Raw genomic sequence first — 20,701 nt, 5'->3', positions numbered from 1 at the left:
ATAAGAACAAAACTTAAGGAGGTTTTTTATGAATAAGAAACTAGTAGCCATGCTGTCAGCACTATCATTATGTGTTACAGTAACAGCTTGTTCAAAAAGTGAAGAGAATACAAAATCACAAAGTAGTACAAATAAAACTAGTATTAATATAGAATCTTTAGACAATGAAAGTGTTTCAGACCCAGATACATATATAAAACTAGGAGCTGAAACAACTGTTGAAGGCCAAGGAGCGGAAGTTTCAAATAACAAAGTAACTATTACAAAAGCAGGAACTTATAGTGTAAGTGGAAAAATTGAAGATGGCCAGATATTAGTAGATGCAGGAGCTGAAGATAAGGTATATATTATCTTAAATGGAGCTGATATCAAATGTTCTAATAGTGCACCTATATATGTAAAAAATGCTAAAAAAGCAATAATATCTTTAGCAGATGGAACTGAAAATAATATAACTGATGGAGAAACTTATGTGTTTGAAGATGAATCAAGTAATGATCCAAATGCAGCAATATTTAGCAAAGATGATATGACCATAATAGGTACTGGTAAACTTACAGTAAATGCAAATTACAACAATGGTATAGCCAGTAATGATGATTTAAAGATTCAAAGTGGTAATATAGTTGTAAATGCTAAAAATAATGGTATAAAAGGTAAAGACTGCATTAATGTAACAGACGGAAATATAACTATAAATTCAAAAGGCGATGGAATGAAAGCTGATAATACAACAGATGAAACAAAAGGTTATATATATATTGAAGGTGGAAAAATAAATATAACTTCAAGTCAAGATGGAATACAGGCTGAAACAGAGTTACTTATAGCTGATGGAGATATAACAATAAAAACAGGTGGAGGAAGTGAAAATAGCACTAAGTCAAATCAAGCTCCAGGTAAAATGCCAGAGGGCATGCCAAAAGGTGAAAGACCAACAATACCAGATGGACAAACACAAGGTGAAAGACCAGAGATACCGCAAGATATTAGGCATCCATCAAGTAATCAAGATACAAATAAAAACTCAAATACTGATGTGAGTACTAATACATCAACAGATGAAAATACTAGTATGAAAGCTTTAAAAGCAACAACTAACATAATAATTGATGGAGGTACTTTTAATATAGATTCAGAAGATGACTCAATTCATTCAAATGCTAATGCAATTATCAATGGTGGTACTTTTGAAATAGCTTCTGGAGATGACGGCATACATTCAGATACTAAATTAGATATTAATGGAGGAATTATAAATATATCTAAATCTTATGAAGGTATAGAAAGTACAACTATAAATATAAATGATGGAAATATACATGTTGTAGCAAGTGATGATGGAATAAATGCAGCAGGTGGAAATGATGTATCAACAGAAACAGGTATGCCAGGAAATGATAAGTTTAGTTCATCAGGTGATGCTTTAATAAATATTAACGGTGGATACGTATATGTAGATGCTAGTGGTGACGGAATAGATGCAAATGGGAGTATAAATATGGTAGGTGGAACTGTATTAGTAAATGGTCCAACTAATAATGGTAATGGAAGTTTAGACTATGATGAAACTTTTGATATAAGTGGAGGTACACTAGTAGCTGCTGGAAGTGCAGGTATGGCACAAATGCCTAGTGATTCATCATCTCAAAAAATATTAAATTTAAGCTTAACATCGCAAGAATCTAATACTGTAGTTAATATTAAATCATCTGATGGAAAAAATATATTAACTTATTCTCCGTCAAAGAATTATTCATCAGTAATAGTTTCAACACCTGATATTAAAGATAATACTAAATATACAGTATCAGTAGGTGGAACTGCAAAAGGAGAAGCTAAGGACGGATTATATTATGATGGAAATTATTCTGGAGGAACTGAAGTTGGAAGTGAAACTATATCAAGTACTATAACAAATATTACTCAAGAGGGTGCATCAACTAATAGTATGGGAGGTCACGGTGGCCAAGGAGGTAGACCAGGCGGTAAAGGGCATAAAATGCAACCTAATACTAGTGGTCAAACTAATAATCAAATAAATAGTCAAATAACTGAACAATAAGTAAAAAATGCTATTGTATAAAGAGTTTTAATTTTTATACAATAGCATTTTTATGTATAAGCAAGTTATATTAACTTAGAAAGTGTGGATAAGTAAGTTAAAACTTAGTTATATAAATGGATTTACTGTAAGTAAAAAAATGATTTTGAATTAATTTACCTACTAGTAGCTTAAGTAACATATGAAGTCGTTGGCGATATGAAATGTTTCGTCGATACATCGCTTGAGTGAAGCGAATTTTTTATTCTTAATATTAGATATTTACAAAAAGTATATCTTCAAAATTATAATATGGTTTAAACTTGTAAAGAATATAATAGATACAACTTATTATTAGTATTAAAAAACACAATCTATGAAGTAAGATATAAAAATTTTTATTAATGTATTTATAGAACAAAGGAGAGTAGATATGAAAAAAGTTACCTTAGATATGATTAAAGAAGCTAGAGAAACTATAAAAGATGTAATAAAAGAAACGCCTTTATTAGAAAGTGTAAAAATGAGTGAAAGAACAGGGGCAAATGTATTTTTAAAATGTGAAAATCTCCAAAAAACTGGATCTTTTAAAATAAGAGGGGCATGTAATAAAATTGCTAATTTAACTAATGAAGAAAAATCAAAAGGCGTTATTGCCTCAAGTGCAGGTAACCATGCACAAGGAGTTGCATTAGGAGCTAAAATGAATGGAATAAATGTAACTATAGTAATGCCTTCAACTGCACCTTTAGCAAAGGTTACAGCGACTAAAGGATATGGAGCGGAGGTTGTTTTAGAAGGGCTAGTATATGATGATGCATATGCAAAAGCTATAGAAATCCAAAAGGAAACTGGAGCAACATTTCTTCATCCATTCAATGATGAGTATGTTATAGCGGGTCAAGGAACTATATCTCTTGAAATATTAGAACAATTAGAAAATGTAGACACTATAGTTTGTCCAATTGGTGGAGGAGGTATAATATCTGGTATAGCAACTGCTGCTAAGGCTTTAAAACCTAGTGTAAAGATTGTTGGAGTTCAAACTTCTAATATACCATCTATGAAAGAATCTCTTGAAAAAGGAGAAGTTACTTCTGCATTTAAAGATGTAACTATAGCTGATGGAATAGCAGTAAAAATTCCAGGAGATTTAACTTTTAGCATAATTAAAGATCTTATAGATGAAATTATTGTTGTAGATGAAGATGAAATAGCTCAAGCTATGCTATTTTTACTAGAAAATCAAAAAGTAACTGCTGAAGGGGCAGGAGCTGTATCTACTGCTGCAATTTGGTCTGGTAAATATATACCTAAAAAAGGTGAAAATGTTGTATGTATAATATCTGGAGGTAATGTTGATATAAATACTTTATATAGAGTGATAGATACAGGATTAGTTAAGTGTGGAAGACGATACACTTTTAGAACTCATATAGTAGATAAACCAGGTGGTTTAAGTGAAGTTACACGTATATTAACTAATCTAAATGCAAATATACTTAGTGCGAATATGTCTAAATTAAGCTCAAAATATGATTTAGGTAGACAAGCTGTAGAGTTAACAATAGAAACATTTAATGAAAAACATAAAGAAGAAATAAGAGATAGTATAATAAAAGCTGGATTTATAATAGTTGATTAATATTTTATAAAATAAAAAGAGCAATATAATTAATATTGCTCCTTTGTATTTAATTTTGTATTAAAGACTGTTGTGGGATTTCAACAATAAATGAAGTAAATTCTCCAACCTTACTTTTTGCATAAATTTTACCTTTGTGTTGTTTTACAATAGAACTAGCAATAGATAGATCTAAGCCATAACCACCAGTTTCTCTATCCCTAGAGCTATCAACTCTATAAAATCTTTCAAAAATTCTTTCTAAATGCTCAGGTTCTATTCCTTCACCAGTATTTCTTATAATCATTTTAACCTTATTTTTCTCAGAGAATAATGAAATAGTGATATTACCATTTTTATTAGTATGCTTTATAGCATTATCCATTATTATACTAAATAGTTTTTTTAAACTTTCCTTATCACCATTTATAAATAAATTTTTACTTATATTAGTTTCTAATTCTATATTATTTTCATAGATAACTGCATCAAACATTAAAATCATACTTTCAACTACCTTACTTATATTTATAGGTGATAGAGGTAATTTATTTTCTGAAGTATCCATTTTAGCAAGGGATAACATCTCACTTATAAGTTCTGACATACGATCAGTTTGTAAATTTATATAGTTAATCCATTTAGATTGATTTTTAATAGTATCATCAGGATGGCTTAAAACAAGTGAAGTATTAGTTTTTATTATAGCTAAAGGTGTCTTTAATTCATGTGAAGCATCAGCTATAAACTGCTTTTGTTTTTCAAAAGTTTCTTTTATTGGAATTATAGATTTATTTGTTAGATAAATACTAATAAATAGTAAAATTATTAAACTAATAAAACCAATAAGAATCAAAGTCTTTAAAAGTTGAAATATCATATTATCATACTGACTTCTTTCCATAAAAGCAATTTTAGTTCCAAATCGGCTATTGCCTTTTAGATAAGAATAAGTACTACTAGAAATATCTATTTTACCAGAGTCCTTACCACTTTCTAAAATTTTATTAACAACACTTTGCAAAGTGTCATTATTAGTGCTAACTTCATAGTTTTTAAATTGTTTTTTTATTGTTCCATCACTTGATAACTCTACTACAACATTAACAGAGTTGGGTATGGGCCTTTTTGAATTATGAATTAAGGCATTTAGATTACCGTTAATTTCTCTGTTTATACTATTACTTGTTATAATAAATATAACTCCAAATATAGCTATAAAAACTGTAGTAAGTAGGGCCATATTTATAGTTATAAGTCTTAATTTTAATTTATCAAACATAAATATTACTCCAATCTATAGCCAACTCGTCGTATAGTAGTTATTTTTACATCTGATTCAACATAAGCTAGTTTCTTTCTTAAAAATGAAATATAAACTTCAATATTATTATGCTCCACATCAGAATCAAATCCCCAAAGCTTAGTTATTAAATCATCTTTACTAACAACTAATTTGGGTCTTTGCATAAAATATTTTAATATTTCAAACTCTTTTTGTGTAAGAGTTATAGAATTATCATTAACCTCCATATCATAAGTAGATAAATTTAATTTTATATCAGAAAATTCTAATATATTTTCATTTATAAAATCTCCATTTCTTCTAGTTAAGGCTCTTAATCTAGCTAATAGCTCATCTGGAGAGAATGGTTTTGGTAAATAATCATCTGCACCAGAATCTAATCCTAAAATCTTATCTTCAACACTATCTTTAGCAGTAAGTAATATAACTGGAGTGGATATCTTTCTTCTTCTTATCATTTTTAGTATTTCAAGACCATTTAGCTTAGGTAGCATTATATCTAAAATTATTACATCATATACACCTGTTAAGGAATAGTCAAGACCTTCATCACCGTTATATACTGCGTCTACAGAGTATTTGTTTCTTATAAGTATTTGTTGTAAAGCTTCAGAAAGTTGTTTTTCATCTTCTACTAATAATAGTTTCATAATTAATCTCCTTTTTAAATGACTTATCTTATTATGTACTACTAATTAAATATTAATATAGAAACATTAAATTAAAATTAAGTAAATAATAAAAAGTTAACTTTGCTTATGTTGTAAATAACATCGTCCGTTATACAAAAACATTTTGAAATGCTTCGCCCACGCAGTGGCTAAAGCAAGGATATATCGTTGGCGACATAAAAATTAGCGCCCACACGTGGCTTAAAGTGTTTCGCCGACACGTCGCTCAAGCGTAGCTAATTTTTTATTTACAATAAATATATTTATATAACTAAGTCTAACGTACTTAATAAAACTTGTTAAGTTAATATAATTTTTTGTACGTAAAAAATCCCTTAAATTTAAGAGATTTTATAAATAAGGGAAAAACTTTAAAAAATTTAATTGTAAGCTTTATCTTCAAATCCAGCCATAGTAAGATTTATATTTAAATTTCCATTTCTACATCTTAGTTTATCTAAGAATTTCTTTTGATTAGCATCAGGTTTTAATTGAACTCTATAATATAATTCAAACAATGCACCAAAATCTCTAGTTCTTACTCTTTCAATAGTATAAGAAGTAGCGAACTCACTTAAAACTTCTTCAAATACACCTTCATAGTTTAAATCTTCTGGAACTGTTATCTTAAGTTGCATAGATTTACCTTTAGGTGAACCAAAATTAATTATGTCTAGTATAAACATTAAAGCAGATAAAATAACTGTAAATATAACTGCATAACCAATGTATCCCATACCGCAAGTTAATCCAACTGCCAAAGTGAAAAATACATAAGCGATATCTTTTGGATCTCCAGGTGCACTTCTAAAACGAATTATAGAAAATGCACCAGCTAAACTAAATGCTCTAGCAACATTGTTACCTACTAAAAGTATGATAATTGATATTATTACAGGTAACATAATTAATGTAAGTGAAAATCCTGAATTATATCCTTGTTTTGAATTGGTTTTAATATAAACACCGCTAATTACTAGCCCCAATAATATTGATGCAAAAATTACTATTAATGCATTTACAAGAGTAAATGATTCTCCTGTTGTTGATGAAATTATTGTTTCTAACATACCTTTGAACTCCTTTTTATATTGTTATTTTTATTTTCTAAACAATACATCATATATTCATTACCATATTTTGAATAATGAGTATTGTATATTTCTAAATCAGAAAGAATTTTAGTAAACCATACAGGAATAGCACCTAAAAATTTAACTTCCATTAAATATTTGTTTTCTCCTAAAATATCATGACCCCAAAAACCAGAACTTAAATACAAATCATCACGTCTTGCAGTTATATGAGAATCAAAAGTTATTCTAAACTCTGTATCTTCTTTTCCAAAGAATGCTTTACGAGAATATCCTATGTATACATTTGGATATACTTTATTTTTACTTAAGTAATATTCTATCTCTTTTATAACTTGCTTATTTTCGTAATCATCAAAGAATGGTTTTTTACCATTTTCTAAAAATTCATAAACCTCGCCTAAAGTCATTACAACTCTTCTTTTATTAACTATTCCATTTATTTTCTTTTTTAGCTCTAAAAATACTTTATCATTTAAGCTAGTTGGAATATTGTAACTTCGAAGTCTAAGCTTTTCTTTATAGTAAGGTTTAGAAATAGAGTGTCTAATTACATCATTATTAAGTGTATCGTAATATATATTATAAATATTGTAGTTTTCACCTAGTTTACAGTACTTATCTAAGTTCATATAATCTGAAAGTAGAGGGATTAATCTATCATATTGCTCTTTTGATATAATAAATTTTTTTTCAAAACGTTTAAATGCTTTTATAGCCATTTATACTTCCTCCTATCGGTTTAATAATTATCTTTATGATGTCATTATAAAAAAATAATCTTAAACAAAACTTAAATGTATATGTAATTAATGTGAATTATAGTAAAAAATTTGATTTGCTTGAGCGACATGACGGCGAAACATTTCATGTCGCCAACGATATATTCTTACTGTCGTTACGGCTACATCCGTTGCTCAAAAATAATAAATATTTGAAAATAATAAATTTATATGGGATAATGAAATAGAAATATATTTAATTGGAAGGAGAGAATTTTTTGAAAAAATTTAAATATAGTGAGACCGTAGTAGGACTTCTTAATAAATAAGGAGTCGCTAAAGTTAGTAATCCTTATTTATCAAGAAGTCTTTAATATCAACAATAGACTGATAAATGAAGGAGAAAAATATGAATACAAATACATTTGAAAAATTACAATTAAATGAAGTAAAAGAATTAATAAAGAATTATTGTGTAAGTTCACTAGGAAAAGAACTGATAGAAAAAACTAATCCAAGTGGTAATTTTAATATAGTAAAAAGAAGATTAAATGAAAATAAAGAGGCAAGAAAGATATTAGAAAATAGCAACCATATACCACTAGAAGGGTTATTTAATATAAATCCTATTATAGAAAAAGTGGAAAAAGGAATGATACTAGAGCCAAATGAACTTATTTCTGTAGAAGATTTTTTAAGAGGTTGTAGAAAAATAAAATCCTTTATGATAGATAAAGAGTTTTATTCACCTAAACTTAGTTTATATGCATTAAATATTTGTGAGTGTGTAAGTATAGAAGAAGAAATAAAATATTGTATAAAAAATAATAAAGTAGATTCGGAAGCTAGTAAAGAATTAAAAAAAATCAGAAGAAGTATAGAAATAACAGAAGGAAGAATTAAAGAGAGATTAAATAAATTCATAACATCTAGTGTTAACAAAAAGTATATTCAAGAATTTATCATTAGTAAAAGAGATGATAGATATGTAATACCAATAAAAGCTTCTTATAAAAATGAAGTAGACGGAGTAGTATTAGATACTTCATCAAAAGGAACTACTGTATTTATAGAACCAAGTAGTATATCAAAGTATAGCTTAGAACTTATTACTTTAAAATCAGAAGAATCAATACAAGAGTATAAGATACTTTCATATTTAACAGAGCTTATATATGAAAAGATACAAAATATAAAGTTAAATATGGAAATAATATCAGAATACGATATGGTATTTGCAAAAGCTAAATATAGTCAAGCAAATAAAGCAGTAACGCCAAAGTTAAATAACAATGGATATATAAAAATAGTAAATGGAAAACATCCACTACTTACAAAAAATGTAGTACCGCTTAATTTTGAAGTAGGAAAAGAATATAGAAGTTTAATAATCACAGGTCCTAATGCTGGTGGAAAAACTGTAACATTAAAAACAGTAGGGTTATTAACACTTATGACTCAATGTGGTTTTGATATATGTGCAAGTGAAGATACAGAAATTAGTGTATTTGAAAAAGTATTTGTCGATATAGGTGATAATCAAAGTATAGAAAATGCCTTAAGTACTTTTTCATCTCATATAAAAAATATTGCAGATATAATGAGTAGATCTAATAATAAAACATTGGTATTATTTGATGAAATAGGCTCAGGAACAGAACCTAATGAAGGTGCAAGCTTAGCAATAGCAATATTAGAAGAGTTTTATAAAATGGGATGTATAATAGTAGCATCTACTCACTATGGAGAAATAAAGAAGTTTGCAACTAATCATCCTCATTTTGAAAATGCAGGTATGATGTTTGATAAAGATACTTTAGAGCCGATGTATAAGCTTACTATAGGTAAATCTGAAGATAGTAATGCATTATTTATTTCTAAAAAGATGGGGATTAAGGATAAAGTTTTAAAGAAAGCTAGAAATTATATGAGTGAGAAAAATTATAATTTTGATCTAATAAGTGATTCTAAAATACCTATAAAATTAATAGAAGATGAAGAAGCTTTAAAAGATTTACCTAATTTAGAAATAGGAGATAAGGTTAAATTATTAGACTATGACGACTATGGAATAGTTTATAAAACTATTGATAAATACAATAATGTAGAAGTACTTTATAAAGAAGAATTTATAAATGTAAATATTAAAAGAATAGAACTTAGTTTAAAAGCTAAAGATTTATATCCTATAGGGTATGATTTTAATACATTGTTTACAAGCTATAATAAACGAAAACTAGAAAAAGATATAGCTAGAGGATCTAAGAAAGCTTTAAGGAAGATTCAAAAAGAAATTAAAAATAACAGATAGATATAAGGATATGGCATTAAATGTCATATCCTTTACTTCTTACAAAAAATGTATACATAATATAACTTTATTATAAGTTTATGTGATATAGTTATAGGAGAAATTGTATAAACAATATATTATAAATAATAGAAAAATATATATTAAGAGAGGGGATTAAAATGACAAAACCATCAGTTTATCATAGCCAAGGATATAATTGTGCAGAAGCATTAATAAAATCATATAACGAAGAACATAACACAGATATACCAGTATCACTAGGAAGTGCAATGGGGACTGGAATGGCAGTAGGAAGTTTATGTGGTGCTGTAAACGCAGCAGCTATGATAGTAGGATATATAAAAGGAAGAGAAAGTAATGGTCAAGCAAACGAAGCTAGAAGCTACGCTAGAGAATTAATGAGTAGAGTAAGAGAAAAATTTAACTCTGAAATATGTGTAGATCTTAAAAGAAATAAAGTAAGTTGTGCAGAAATAATTGATTTCTCATATGAAGCTTTAAAGGATATATTAGATAATTAAATAAATTATAGTAAAATTATGATGTGCACTATAAAGCTATTACACCCCGTCATGAAATACGACGGGGTATTTTGGGTATTAATAATTTTTAAGAAAGCTATTTTCATTGGCAAGATTCTTAAATTAATTATAGATAAATTATTTAATATTTATTGTAAAAAAATAAATACCCTATGGATAGAGTATCTATACTTATACTAAAATAGTAAATAAATTTTAGGATGGGTATGTGGAAAAATAAAAACAAAAATAAAAAGAAAATACTAGTAGATATGTATAGAAAAATATTTTAACAAGAATTTAAATAAAGAAATAATATTTTTAATAATATATTACGAACTTTAAAATAGAAGGTTTAAAAGTATATGTATTATTTTTATTCTTAAAATAGTTTATAAAGTTAACATTGTACTAAAACAAAGTCTAATATAAAAAAATACAATAAATTCATTTGAAATTCACATTGAGTTAATCTTATTAAGATATAATATTATTATAAAATATTATATTTAGTATTTTATAAATAAAGTTAGTAAATATCAAATAAGAGAGGTATATTAGTATGGATGAAACAACTGACAATATAAATGAGGTTATTTCAACTGGAGGGAATTTTGCATTATTGGCTGAGGCTATAGAATATTTAAAGAAGAAAAGAAAGAAAGACGAAAATAATGAAAATTTAAATATAGATGATGATATGGTAAAGAGAAAAAGAACGCAAAAAGTTAAGGGTGCATTTTAAAATATCTTAAATTAAAAGTGTAGATAATCTATAAATTATCTACACTTTTATTGTTAATAGGAAGAAATATTGTAAAAGTAGAACCTTTATTAAGTTTACTTTCAACCTTTATACTACAGCCACATAAATCAACTATGCGCTTAACTAAGGTTAATCCAAGGCCATTACCTTCAAAATTACGGGAATTATCTCCTTGATAAAATTTATCAAAAATCTTTCCTTTAACTTCTTCGCTCATACCAATACCATTGTCGCTAATAGAAACACATACCCCCTTATCTGTATTTTTTAGTATAGTTACAATTAAACCATTTTCAGGTGTAAATTTGATAGCATTACTAAATATATTTAACCAAACTTGCATCAATAGATCTTCACTACCGTAGTAATTAATACTTTTAAGATTCATATCTATGTCTATATTTTTTGTAGACCATTGATTTTCAAGCATTAATAAAGCTTGTCTAAGTTGTTCATCTAAGGAAAAATATTTTTTATCAGGTATAATTTCTTGAGTTTCTAACTTAGATAATTTGAGAATATTTCCAGAAAGAGAAGATAGTTGTCTAGAACTATCTAAAATAATTTTTGTATATTCCATTCTCTCTTCTTCTGTTAAAGTATTATCTTGTAATAGGGTTGTATATCCTTCAATAGCTGCAATTGGTGTTTTAAATTCATGAGAAACATTTACTACAAAATCATTTCTTAATGTTTCTATACTATTTAATTCATTAACCATTTTATTAAAAGACTTATTTAGTTCTTTTATTAATGGTGGATGTAAGTTTTCATCTAATTTAACTGAAAAATCACCTTTTGATACCTTATTAATAGCTTTAATAAGATTTTTTATAGGCTTCCAAGCATTATTAGCTAAAGTTATTATAATAAGTGTAAAAATGATAGCTATTGTGATATTAACTAATAAAAGTATCATAATACCATAAAAACTATTTATAAATTCATTATTAAATATATTTAGTCTAGAGCTAATAATAAAACCTATACTTATAATAAACATTGTAATTGATGAAGTTACAAAAATATTTATTATAAAAGGAATCCAAAAATGATATATTTTTTTATTTTTCATTTTTAACCACCTTATACCCAAGTCCTCTTACAGTAACAATTTTAAAATCGGGGTTATTTTCAAATCTTCTTCTTAGTCTATTTATATGAACATCTATAGTTTGTAAATCAGATGGGCTATCTAATCCCCATATTTCATCCATTAATTGATTTCGTGTAAATACTTTGTTTGGATAAGATAATAATTTATATAGTAGATAAAATTCTTTTTGAGCTAAAACTATGGATTCATCATTTCTAGTTATAGTTAAAGAATCATATTCTAAAACTGTACTTCCAACAACTTGTTTTTTATCATGTACAATCTTACTTCTTCTAAGAAGTGCATGTACCCTTAGTATCATTTCATTAACATCAATAGGTTTTACCATATAATCATCTATACCAATTAAGAAGCTCTTTTGCTTTGAATTAAAGTCATCCTTTGCAGTAATCATTAAAATAGGTATATCTTCATTTATTTTTCTAACATTTTCTGTAAATTCATATCCATCCATTTTAGGCATCATTATATCAGAAATTATTAAATCAATGTGATTGTTTTCTAAAATATTAAATGCTTCAATACCATTATTTGCAATATGAACATTAAATCCTTGCTTAGATAATACAGTATAAAATAATTTATTTAATTTTTGGTCATCTTCAACTAATAATATATTAATCATTATAATCCTCCTTTTTAATTTTAATTATATTAGATTATGATAATCAGTCAATAATTATAATTTTTTGTAAAAAAAGTTCATCTTGAGTTCATCTTTAATTAATGTTTAGTTAATCTTTATTTTATAAAATACATGTATAAAATTTAATAAGCAAAGAAAGGGAGATATGAAATGTTAAAGATGTTAAAATATTTAACAAAAAAAGACTGGATGCTTGTACTACTTAGTTTTGTCTTTGTAATAGGTCAAGTTTATCTTGATTTAAAACTTCCAGATTATATGTCGGAAATAACAAGATTAGTTCAAACTCCAGATAGTCAAATGAGAGATATATTAAGTGCTGGAGGAAATATGCTACTTTGTGCACTTGGAAGTTTATCACTAGCATTTATAGTAGGATATTTTGCAGCAAGAATTGCTTCAAACTTATCTTGGAAACTTCGTTCAAGTGTATATGATAAAATCGAGAGTTTTTCATTAGCAGAAATAAATAAATTTTCTACAGCAAGTTTAATAACTCGTTCAACTAATGATATAACTCAAGTTCAAAATATCGTAGCTATGGGTCTACAATTAATGATAAAGGCCCCTATTACAGCAGTATGGGCTATAAGTAAAATTTTAGGTAAAGGAATAGAATGGACAGTAGCTACAGGTGGAGCTATAGTCGGATTGTTAATACTTATATCAATAGTAATGATATTTGCTATGCCTAGATTTAAAAAGATACAAAAATTAACAGATAGAGTAAACTTAGTGACTAGAGAAAACTTAACTGGTATTCGTGTAGTTCGTGCATACAATGCAGAAAAATACCAAAGTAATAAATTTGAAGAAGTAAACAATGAATTAACAAAAAATAATTTAGTTATAAACAGAGTTATGGGAATAATGCAACCAGGTATGATGTTTATAATGAGTGGATTAACATTAGCTATTTACTGGATAGGTGCTGTATTAATAAATAATGCGGATATGATGGATAAAATGGATTTATTTAGTAACATGATAGTATTTTCATCTTATGCAATGCAAGTAATAATGTCATTTGTAATGTTAACTATGATATTTATAATGTTACCAAGAGCATCAGTTTCAGCTAAACGTATATTAGAAGTATTAGAAACAAAAGAAAGTATAGTAGATGGTAAAGGTAATATTAAAGAAACTTCACAAACTGGGGAAATAGAATTTAGAAATGTTAGCTTTAAATATCCTGACTCTGAGGATTCAGAATATATACTTCAAGATATAAGCTTTACAGCTAAAAAAGGTGAAACAGTTGCTATAATTGGATCAACAGGTAGTGGTAAAACTTCATTAATAAACTTAATACCAAGATTTTATGATGTTACAGAAGGTGAAGTATTAGTAAATGGAGTTAATGTAAAAGAATATAAACAAAAAGAACTTAATAATATTTTAGGATATGTTCAACAAAAGGCAGCGCTATTTACAGGAAATATATTATCAAATGTTGCATTTGGTGATAACGGTAAAGGCAATTATTCTGAAGAAGATGTTATAAGTGCAGTAGAAATAGCTCAAGGATCAGAGTTTGTTGAAAAAATGCCTGATACTTATAAATCAGCAATTTCTCAAGGTGGTAAAAATGTATCAGGTGGACAAAAACAAAGATTATCTATAGCAAGAGCAATATGTAGAAAACCACAAATTTATATATTTGATGATTCTTTCTCAGCTCTTGATTATAAAACAGATAGAAAACTTCGTTCAGTATTAAAGAAAGAAACTACAGATGCTACAAACTTAATAGTAGCTCAACGTATAGGTACTATAATTGATGCAGATAAAATAATAGTTTTAGAGGAAGGTCAAATAGTTGGAATGGGAACACATAAAGAGCTTTTAGAAAATTGTAAAGTGTATCAAGAAATAGCATTATCTCAACTTTCAAAGGAGGAGTTAGCAAGTGCGTAAACAAGGTTTTAATAAAGAAGATAAAAAGTTTTCTAAAGATGGACTTGTAAACCTTATGGAATACCTTAAAAGATACAATGTATTTTTAATTATGGCATTATTATTTGCCATAGGAGGTTCTGCAATTACAGTTTACAGTCCAGATAGATTAAGTGAGATAACAGACTTAATTACTCAGGGCATAATGACAGGGATTGACATAGATAGAATAAAAGAAATAGGTATATTATTAGTTGGATTATATTTAATTAGTATTATATTATCTTATTCACAAAGTTTTATAATGGCTACAATAACACAAAAAACAACTAATAAATTAAGAAGTGATATATCAAATAAGATAAATAGATTACCGTTAAAATATTATGATAAAAATACTGTTGGTGATGTATTAAGTCGTGTTACTAATGATGTTGATACAATAGGTCAAACATTAAACCAGAGTATGGGAAATTTAGTTAGTGGAATATCTTTACTAATTGGTTCTTTATTTATGATGCTTAAAACAAATGTAACATTAACAATTACAGCAATAGTAGCAACTTTAATTGGTTTTGGATTTATGACAATAATAGTATCAAAATCACAACGTTATTTTGAAAGACAACAACGTCTTTTAGGTGAAATAAATGGTCATATAGAAGAAGTATATACAGGGCATAGTGTAATAAAAGCATATAATGCTCAAGAAAAAACTAATAAAGATTTTAAAGAACTAAATAATAAACTTCGTGATACTGGATGGAAAGCACAATTTATATCAGGTCTTATGATGCCTTTAATGACATTTGTAGGAAACTTTGGATATGTTGCAGTTTGTGTAGTAGGTGCTATGTTAGCATTTAATAATAAAATAAGCTTTGGTGTAATAGTAGCATTTATGATGTATATTAGATTCTTCACACAACCATTAGGTCAACTTGCACAAGCAGCTACAAGTTTACAATCTACTTCAGCAGCATCTAAACGTGTATTTGAATTCTTAGAAGAAGAAGAAATGGTTGATGAAAGCAACAACACAGTTTCTATAGATAATGTAAAAGGAAATGTATCTTTTGAAAATGTTAAGTTTGGATACAATGAAGATAAATTAATAATAAAAGACTTCTCAGTTGATATTAAAGCAGGTCAAAAGGTAGCAATAGTAGGTCCTACTGGCGCTGGTAAAACTACTTTAGTAAATCTACTTATGAAGTTCTATGATGTAAATAGCGGTAAAATTAAAATAGACGATGTTGCTATACAAGATTTAAGTAGAGAAAAAGTTCATGATTTATTCTGTATGGTACTTCAAGACACATGGTTATTTGAAGGTACTATTAGAGATAATATAACTTATAATAAAGAGGATGTTTCAGAATCTGTTATAGTATCAGCTTGTAAAGCAGTAGGAATAGATCACTTTATAAGAACACTTCCTCATGGATATGATACAGTACTTGATGATAATACTAATTTATCAGCAGGTCAAAAACAATTAATAACTATAGCTAGAGCAATGGTAAAAGATGCGCCATTATTAATATTAGATGAAGCAACAAGTTCAGTAGATACTCGTACTGAAATATTAATTCAAGAAGCTATGGATAAATTATCAGCTGGAAAAACTTCATTTGTTATAGCTCATAGATTATCAACTATAAAAAATGCGGATGTTATATTAGTTATGAAAGATGGAGATATAATTGAAAGTGGAAATCATAATGAATTATTAAAATTAAATGGATTCTACGCAGAACTATATAATAGCCAATTTGAAAAAGCTAGTTAAAAATAAATATTTAATTTATACTAAAAAATACTCCTACTCTTAAAACAAGGGTAGGAGTATTTTTTAGTAACAGACGTAGTATTTTAGATAGATTAGGAATTATACAAACTACTTTTGAATAGTTGATTAAAAAATCTAAAGTATTATTTCAATTTATGCTTAATAGAAATATCTAAATTTTGTATAAAAATATACTTATGATACAATATTTAAGTTGGGGAAATAGTGTATAAGGAGAATTCAAATGATAAATATAAACATAGATAAAAAATTAAGTGAAAAAGTAAATGTACATATAGCATCAATAGAAGCTAAAGTAAAAACAAAAGAATCAGATAAAGAGCTATTAGAATTAATAAATAAAAAATGTGAAGAAATAAAAGAAAATATAAAATTTGATGAAGTAATAAAATTAAAGAATATATTATCATCAAGAAATGCTTATAAAAAATTAGGTAAAGATCCAAGTAGATATAGATTATCATCAGAATCATTAGTCAAAAGAGTAGTTAAAGGAAATGACTTATATATAGTTAATAATATAGTAGATATAAATAATCTAATATCACTACATACTTGTTATTCAGTAGGGACTTACGACTTAGATAAAGTAAAAGGAAGTATAACTTTTACAGTAGGTGAAGAAAATGAAAGGTATGATGGAATAGGAAGAGGTAGTATAAACTTAGAAAACTTACCTGTATTTGAAGATGAAGATGGTAAATTTGGTAGCACTACATCAGATTCTATAAAAGCGATGATAACAAATGATACAACTCATATATTAATGAATATAATAGCTTTTGAAGAAGATGAAAATCTAGAAAGATACATAGAATATTCAAAAAAATTATTAGAAAGATTTGCAGATGCAACCATTATAGATACTAAAATAACAAAATGTAAATAAGTAAATTATAGTTAATTCTCTAGAAATTGACTATAAATACATACTATGATAGAATTTTAAGGATAAAATTAAAAAGACAGGTGGATATTATGTTACAAGAAACTAAAGAATTATTAAAAGGATTTTACGGTTTAGATGACGAAACATTTAAATTATCTGAAGAAGTAATGAATGATATAAAACACAAATTTGATGAAATAAAAGAAATAAGAGAATATAATCAATATAAAGTATTAAAAGCTATGCAAGAAGCTAATTTAAGTGATAACCATTTTAACTGGACAACAGGATATGGTTATAATGATTTAGGTCGTGAAAAAGTAGAAGAAATATATGCAAATGTATTTGGAGCTGAAGATGCATTAGTTAGACCTATAATAGTTAATGGAACTCATGCACTTACACTTTGCTTACAAGGGATATTAAGACCAGGTGATGAAATATTATCAGTTACAGGTAAACCATATGATACATTAGAAGGTGTTATAGGAATAAGAGAAGAAAAAGGATCTTTAAAAGAATTTGGTGTTACATATAATCAAGTTGATTTTTTAGAAAATGGAGATGTTGATTTAGAAGGAATCAAGCGTAAGATAAATGATAAAACTAAAATGGTATTTATACAAAGGTCTAAGGGTTATTCTTGGAGAAAATCTCTTACAATAGCTGATATAAAAGAGATAGTAGATGTAGCAAAATCTGTTAAAGAAGATGTTATAGTTATGGTTGATAACTGTTATGGAGAATTTATAGAAACTAAAGAACCAACAGAAGTTGGTGTTGATATAATGGCTGGATCACTTATCAAAAATCCAGGTGGTGGACTTGCTTTAACTGGAGGATATGTAGCTGGTAGAGCTGACTTAGTAGAGCTTATATCTTACAGACTTACAACTCCAGGTATAGGTAAAGAATGTGGTTTAACATTTGGTACAACTAGAAATGTATTACAAGGATTCTTTATGGCTCCATATGTAGTTTCTCAAGCTTTAATGGGTGCAATATACTGTGCTAGAATGTTTGAAAAAATGGGATATGAAGTACTTCCAAAATACGATGATGTAAGAAGTGATATAATACAAATAGTAAGACTTAAAAATGCTGAAGAAGTTATAGCATTCTGTCAAGGTGCTCAAGCTGCAGCTCCTGTTGATTCATACGTTAAGCCAGTTCCTTGGGCAATGCCTGGATATGACAGTGAAGTTATAATGGCTGCAGGTGCTTTTGTTCAAGGTTCTTCTATAGAACTTAGTGCAGATGCTCCTATAAAGCCACCATACAATGTATACTTCCAAGGTGGACTTACTTTTGATCACTCTAAGATGGGTACATTAAAGGCTATAGAGTATATGAATAAATTAAAATAAATAGAATAATATTGTACAAGTTTTAATATAATCATATTAAATAACGCTTGGTGCTAGTTAATCTTAGTTATTGAAAATACTAGACTTTATGATAGAGTATTTTCATGGCTAAAAAACTATATATAGTGTTTTGAATATATGCAATATATTAAATGATACAACAGATTAAATAATAAAATTATATATACTAAAATATAAAACTTTAATATTTAAATTTAGATAAGCTAGGGATTATGACTTAACATTTATAAGGTTATAGTCCCTTAATACATAGGGGGATAAAACATGGAATGGATAAAACAAATAGAAAAATATAATCCTGTTGATGAACAAGAGAAAAAAGATAAAGAAATTATATTAGATTTTATAAATAAAAATGAAGATGTTTTAGTTAGAGATAATGAAATCGCGCATATAACAAGTTCTGGATTCATAGTAAATAAATCAAGAACTAAGGTTTTAATGATACATCATAATATATATAACTCATGGGGATGGACTGGTGGACATGCTGATGGAGATAGTGATTTAATCAAAGTGTCTATAAAGGAAGCTAAAGAAGAAACAGGTATAAAAGAAGCTAGAGCCATAACAAATGATATATGCTCAATTGATATATTACCAGTAAATGCACATATAAAAAAAGGAAAATATGTAGCAAGTCATCTTCATTTATCAGTAGCATATATTTTAGAAGCAGATGAAAAGGAAAAGTTAGTTGTTAAAGAAGATGAAAATAGTGGTGTTAAGTGGGTTGATATTGATAAGGTATTAGACTTAACTAGTGAAGAGCATATGAAAACTGTTTATAAAAAATTAATAGATAAAAGTAAAATGTATTAAATAAGTTCTCAGTAGTTAGATAATATGAATCAATATATATAAATTAATATTAGGATGATAAATATATATGAATATAAATAAAATAGCAGAGTTAGCAGGTGTATCTAGAACAACAATATCTAGATATTTAAATAATGGATATGTTAGCGAAAAAAATAGAAAAAAAATACAGAAGATAATTGATGAAACTGGTTATGTACCATCATCTTTTGCACAGACATTAAGAACAAAAAAAACAAATTTAATAGGCGTTATATTACCTAAAATAAGTTCATCTACAATTAGTAGAATTGTAGATGGTATTAGTACAGAATTAAAAAAAGATGGATATAATGTACTTTTAGGAAATACAGATTTAGATATAGAAAAAGAAATAGATTATTTAAATATATTTAAAAATAATGAAGTAGATGGAATAATATTTTTAGCTAAGACAATTAGTAATAGACATTTAGAAATAATTGAAAATTTAAAAATTCCAATAGTTATTGTTGGACAAAATATAGAAAACTATTCTTGTGTATATCATGATGATTATGATGCAGCTTATTTTGTTGTAGATGAATTAATCAAAAGTAAGTGTAGTCAAATAGGATTTATAGGTGTAGGAGAAGAAGATATAGCTGTTGGTAAAGAAAGAAAACAAGGATATATTGATGCATTAAAAAATAATAAAATTAACCTTAATAATGAATATATAAGAATTGGAGATTTTTCTTCAGAGTCAGGATATGAAAGTTGTAAGGATTTAATCTCCAAAAATAAAAATATTGATGGAATCTTTTGTGTAACAGATAATATAGCTATAGGAGCAATGGAATATCTAAAGTCACAAGGAATAAAAATACCAGAGGAGATTTGCATAGTTTCTATAGGAGATTCAAAAGTATCTAAAGTTGTAACACCTAAATTGAGTACTGTACATTATTATTATAAGACAAGTGGTATAGAAGCTGCTAAAATTCTTATAAACAAAATAAAATATAAAAATAAAGATGTAGATAAAATAAAATTAGGATATAAATATATAAAAAGAGAAAGTATACGATAAGTATATTTTCTTTT

General features: G+C 26.9%; 17 protein-coding genes. 11 read left to right on the top strand and 6 right to left on the bottom strand.

Features of this window, described 5'->3' with window-relative positions; all coding sequences use genetic code 11:
- The first annotated feature begins 28 nt into the window (after positions 1-28).
- Entirely contained in the window at positions 29-2,065 is a 2,037-nt protein-coding gene (locus tag CRIB_RS06750; RefSeq protein ID WP_180701634.1) for a carbohydrate-binding domain-containing protein, read from the top strand.
- Between the two features lie 412 nt (positions 2,066-2,477).
- Positions 2,478-3,689, top strand: a complete 1,212-nt coding sequence (gene ilvA / locus CRIB_RS06745; protein ID WP_180701633.1) for a threonine ammonia-lyase — start codon at positions 2,478-2,480, stop codon at positions 3,687-3,689.
- A 49-nt stretch (positions 3,690-3,738) separates the two neighbouring features.
- Here the strand turns inward: ilvA and CRIB_RS06740 are convergent, their stop codons facing one another.
- From CRIB_RS06740 to CRIB_RS06725, 4 genes are all read right to left on the bottom strand, one after another.
- Complete coding sequence (locus CRIB_RS06740; RefSeq protein ID WP_180701632.1) at positions 3,739-4,950, bottom strand: sensor histidine kinase; 1,212 nt, start codon at positions 4,948-4,950, stop codon at positions 3,739-3,741.
- 5 nt (positions 4,951-4,955) lie between these two features.
- Positions 4,956-5,624: a response regulator transcription factor gene (locus CRIB_RS06735; protein ID WP_180701631.1), complete on the bottom strand. Its 669-nt coding sequence runs from the start codon at positions 5,622-5,624 to the stop codon at positions 4,956-4,958.
- Positions 5,625-6,025: 401 nt separating this feature from the next.
- Complete coding sequence (locus CRIB_RS06730; protein ID WP_180701630.1) at positions 6,026-6,715, bottom strand: DUF4956 domain-containing protein; 690 nt, start codon at positions 6,713-6,715, stop codon at positions 6,026-6,028.
- Positions 6,709-7,461 (bottom strand): polyphosphate polymerase domain-containing protein, encoded by a 753-nt coding sequence (locus tag CRIB_RS06725; protein ID WP_180701629.1) that lies wholly within the window; start codon positions 7,459-7,461, stop codon positions 6,709-6,711. The genes CRIB_RS06730 and CRIB_RS06725 overlap by 7 nt, the downstream gene beginning before the upstream one ends.
- A 409-nt stretch (positions 7,462-7,870) precedes the next feature.
- Here CRIB_RS06725 and CRIB_RS06720 point away from each other — a divergent pair, with 409 nt between their 5' ends.
- From CRIB_RS06720 to CRIB_RS06710, 3 genes are all read left to right on the top strand, one after another.
- Positions 7,871-9,772 (top strand): endonuclease MutS2, encoded by a 1,902-nt coding sequence (locus CRIB_RS06720; RefSeq protein ID WP_180701628.1) that lies wholly within the window; start codon positions 7,871-7,873, stop codon positions 9,770-9,772.
- Positions 9,773-9,933: 161 nt separating this feature from the next.
- Positions 9,934-10,296, top strand: coding sequence for a C-GCAxxG-C-C family (seleno)protein (locus tag CRIB_RS06715; RefSeq protein WP_180701627.1), 363 nt, complete (start codon positions 9,934-9,936; stop codon positions 10,294-10,296).
- Between the two features lie 562 nt (positions 10,297-10,858).
- Positions 10,859-11,041, top strand: coding sequence for a hypothetical protein (locus CRIB_RS06710; protein WP_180701626.1), 183 nt, complete (start codon positions 10,859-10,861; stop codon positions 11,039-11,041).
- A gap of 28 nt (positions 11,042-11,069) precedes the next feature.
- Here CRIB_RS06710 and CRIB_RS06705 read toward each other — a convergent pair whose 3' ends face one another.
- Both CRIB_RS06705 and CRIB_RS06700 read right to left on the bottom strand, forming a co-directional pair.
- The gene (locus CRIB_RS06705; protein ID WP_243633479.1) at positions 11,070-12,137 is read right to left on the bottom strand and encodes a HAMP domain-containing sensor histidine kinase; all 1,068 of its coding nucleotides are present in this window, start codon (positions 12,135-12,137) and stop codon (positions 11,070-11,072) included.
- On the bottom strand, positions 12,127-12,804 hold the full coding sequence (locus CRIB_RS06700) for a response regulator transcription factor (protein ID WP_180701625.1): 678 nt from the start codon (positions 12,802-12,804) through the stop codon (positions 12,127-12,129). The genes CRIB_RS06705 and CRIB_RS06700 overlap by 11 nt, the downstream gene beginning before the upstream one ends.
- A 171-nt stretch (positions 12,805-12,975) precedes the next feature.
- On the opposite strand from CRIB_RS06700, the gene CRIB_RS06695 reads away from it, so the two are divergent.
- From CRIB_RS06695 to CRIB_RS06670, 6 genes are all read left to right on the top strand, one after another.
- On the top strand, positions 12,976-14,745 hold the full coding sequence (locus tag CRIB_RS06695) for an ABC transporter ATP-binding protein (protein WP_180701624.1): 1,770 nt from the start codon (positions 12,976-12,978) through the stop codon (positions 14,743-14,745).
- Complete coding sequence (locus tag CRIB_RS06690) at positions 14,738-16,516, top strand: ABC transporter ATP-binding protein (RefSeq protein ID WP_330404818.1); 1,779 nt, start codon at positions 14,738-14,740, stop codon at positions 16,514-16,516. The genes CRIB_RS06695 and CRIB_RS06690 overlap by 8 nt, the downstream gene beginning before the upstream one ends.
- A 244-nt stretch (positions 16,517-16,760) precedes the next feature.
- Entirely contained in the window at positions 16,761-17,426 is a 666-nt protein-coding gene (locus CRIB_RS06685; protein WP_180701623.1) for a B3/B4 domain-containing protein, read from the top strand.
- Positions 17,427-17,515: 89 nt separating this feature from the next.
- Complete coding sequence (locus CRIB_RS06680) at positions 17,516-18,793, top strand: methionine gamma-lyase family protein (protein ID WP_180701622.1); 1,278 nt, start codon at positions 17,516-17,518, stop codon at positions 18,791-18,793.
- 285 nt (positions 18,794-19,078) lie between these two features.
- A complete protein-coding gene (locus CRIB_RS06675) occupies positions 19,079-19,636 on the top strand; it encodes an NUDIX hydrolase (protein WP_180701621.1) in 558 nt (185 codons plus the stop codon).
- A gap of 67 nt (positions 19,637-19,703) precedes the next feature.
- Positions 19,704-20,687, top strand: a complete 984-nt coding sequence (locus tag CRIB_RS06670) for a LacI family DNA-binding transcriptional regulator (RefSeq protein WP_180701620.1) — start codon at positions 19,704-19,706, stop codon at positions 20,685-20,687.
- Positions 20,688-20,701: the final 14 nt, after the last annotated feature.

It is taken from the genome of Romboutsia ilealis, from assembly GCF_900015215.1.
GTDB lineage: Bacteria > Bacillota > Clostridia > Peptostreptococcales > Peptostreptococcaceae > Romboutsia > Romboutsia ilealis.
Note: the sequence above shows the minus strand (reverse complement) of the source record. Positions and strands in the feature narration are given on the sequence as shown.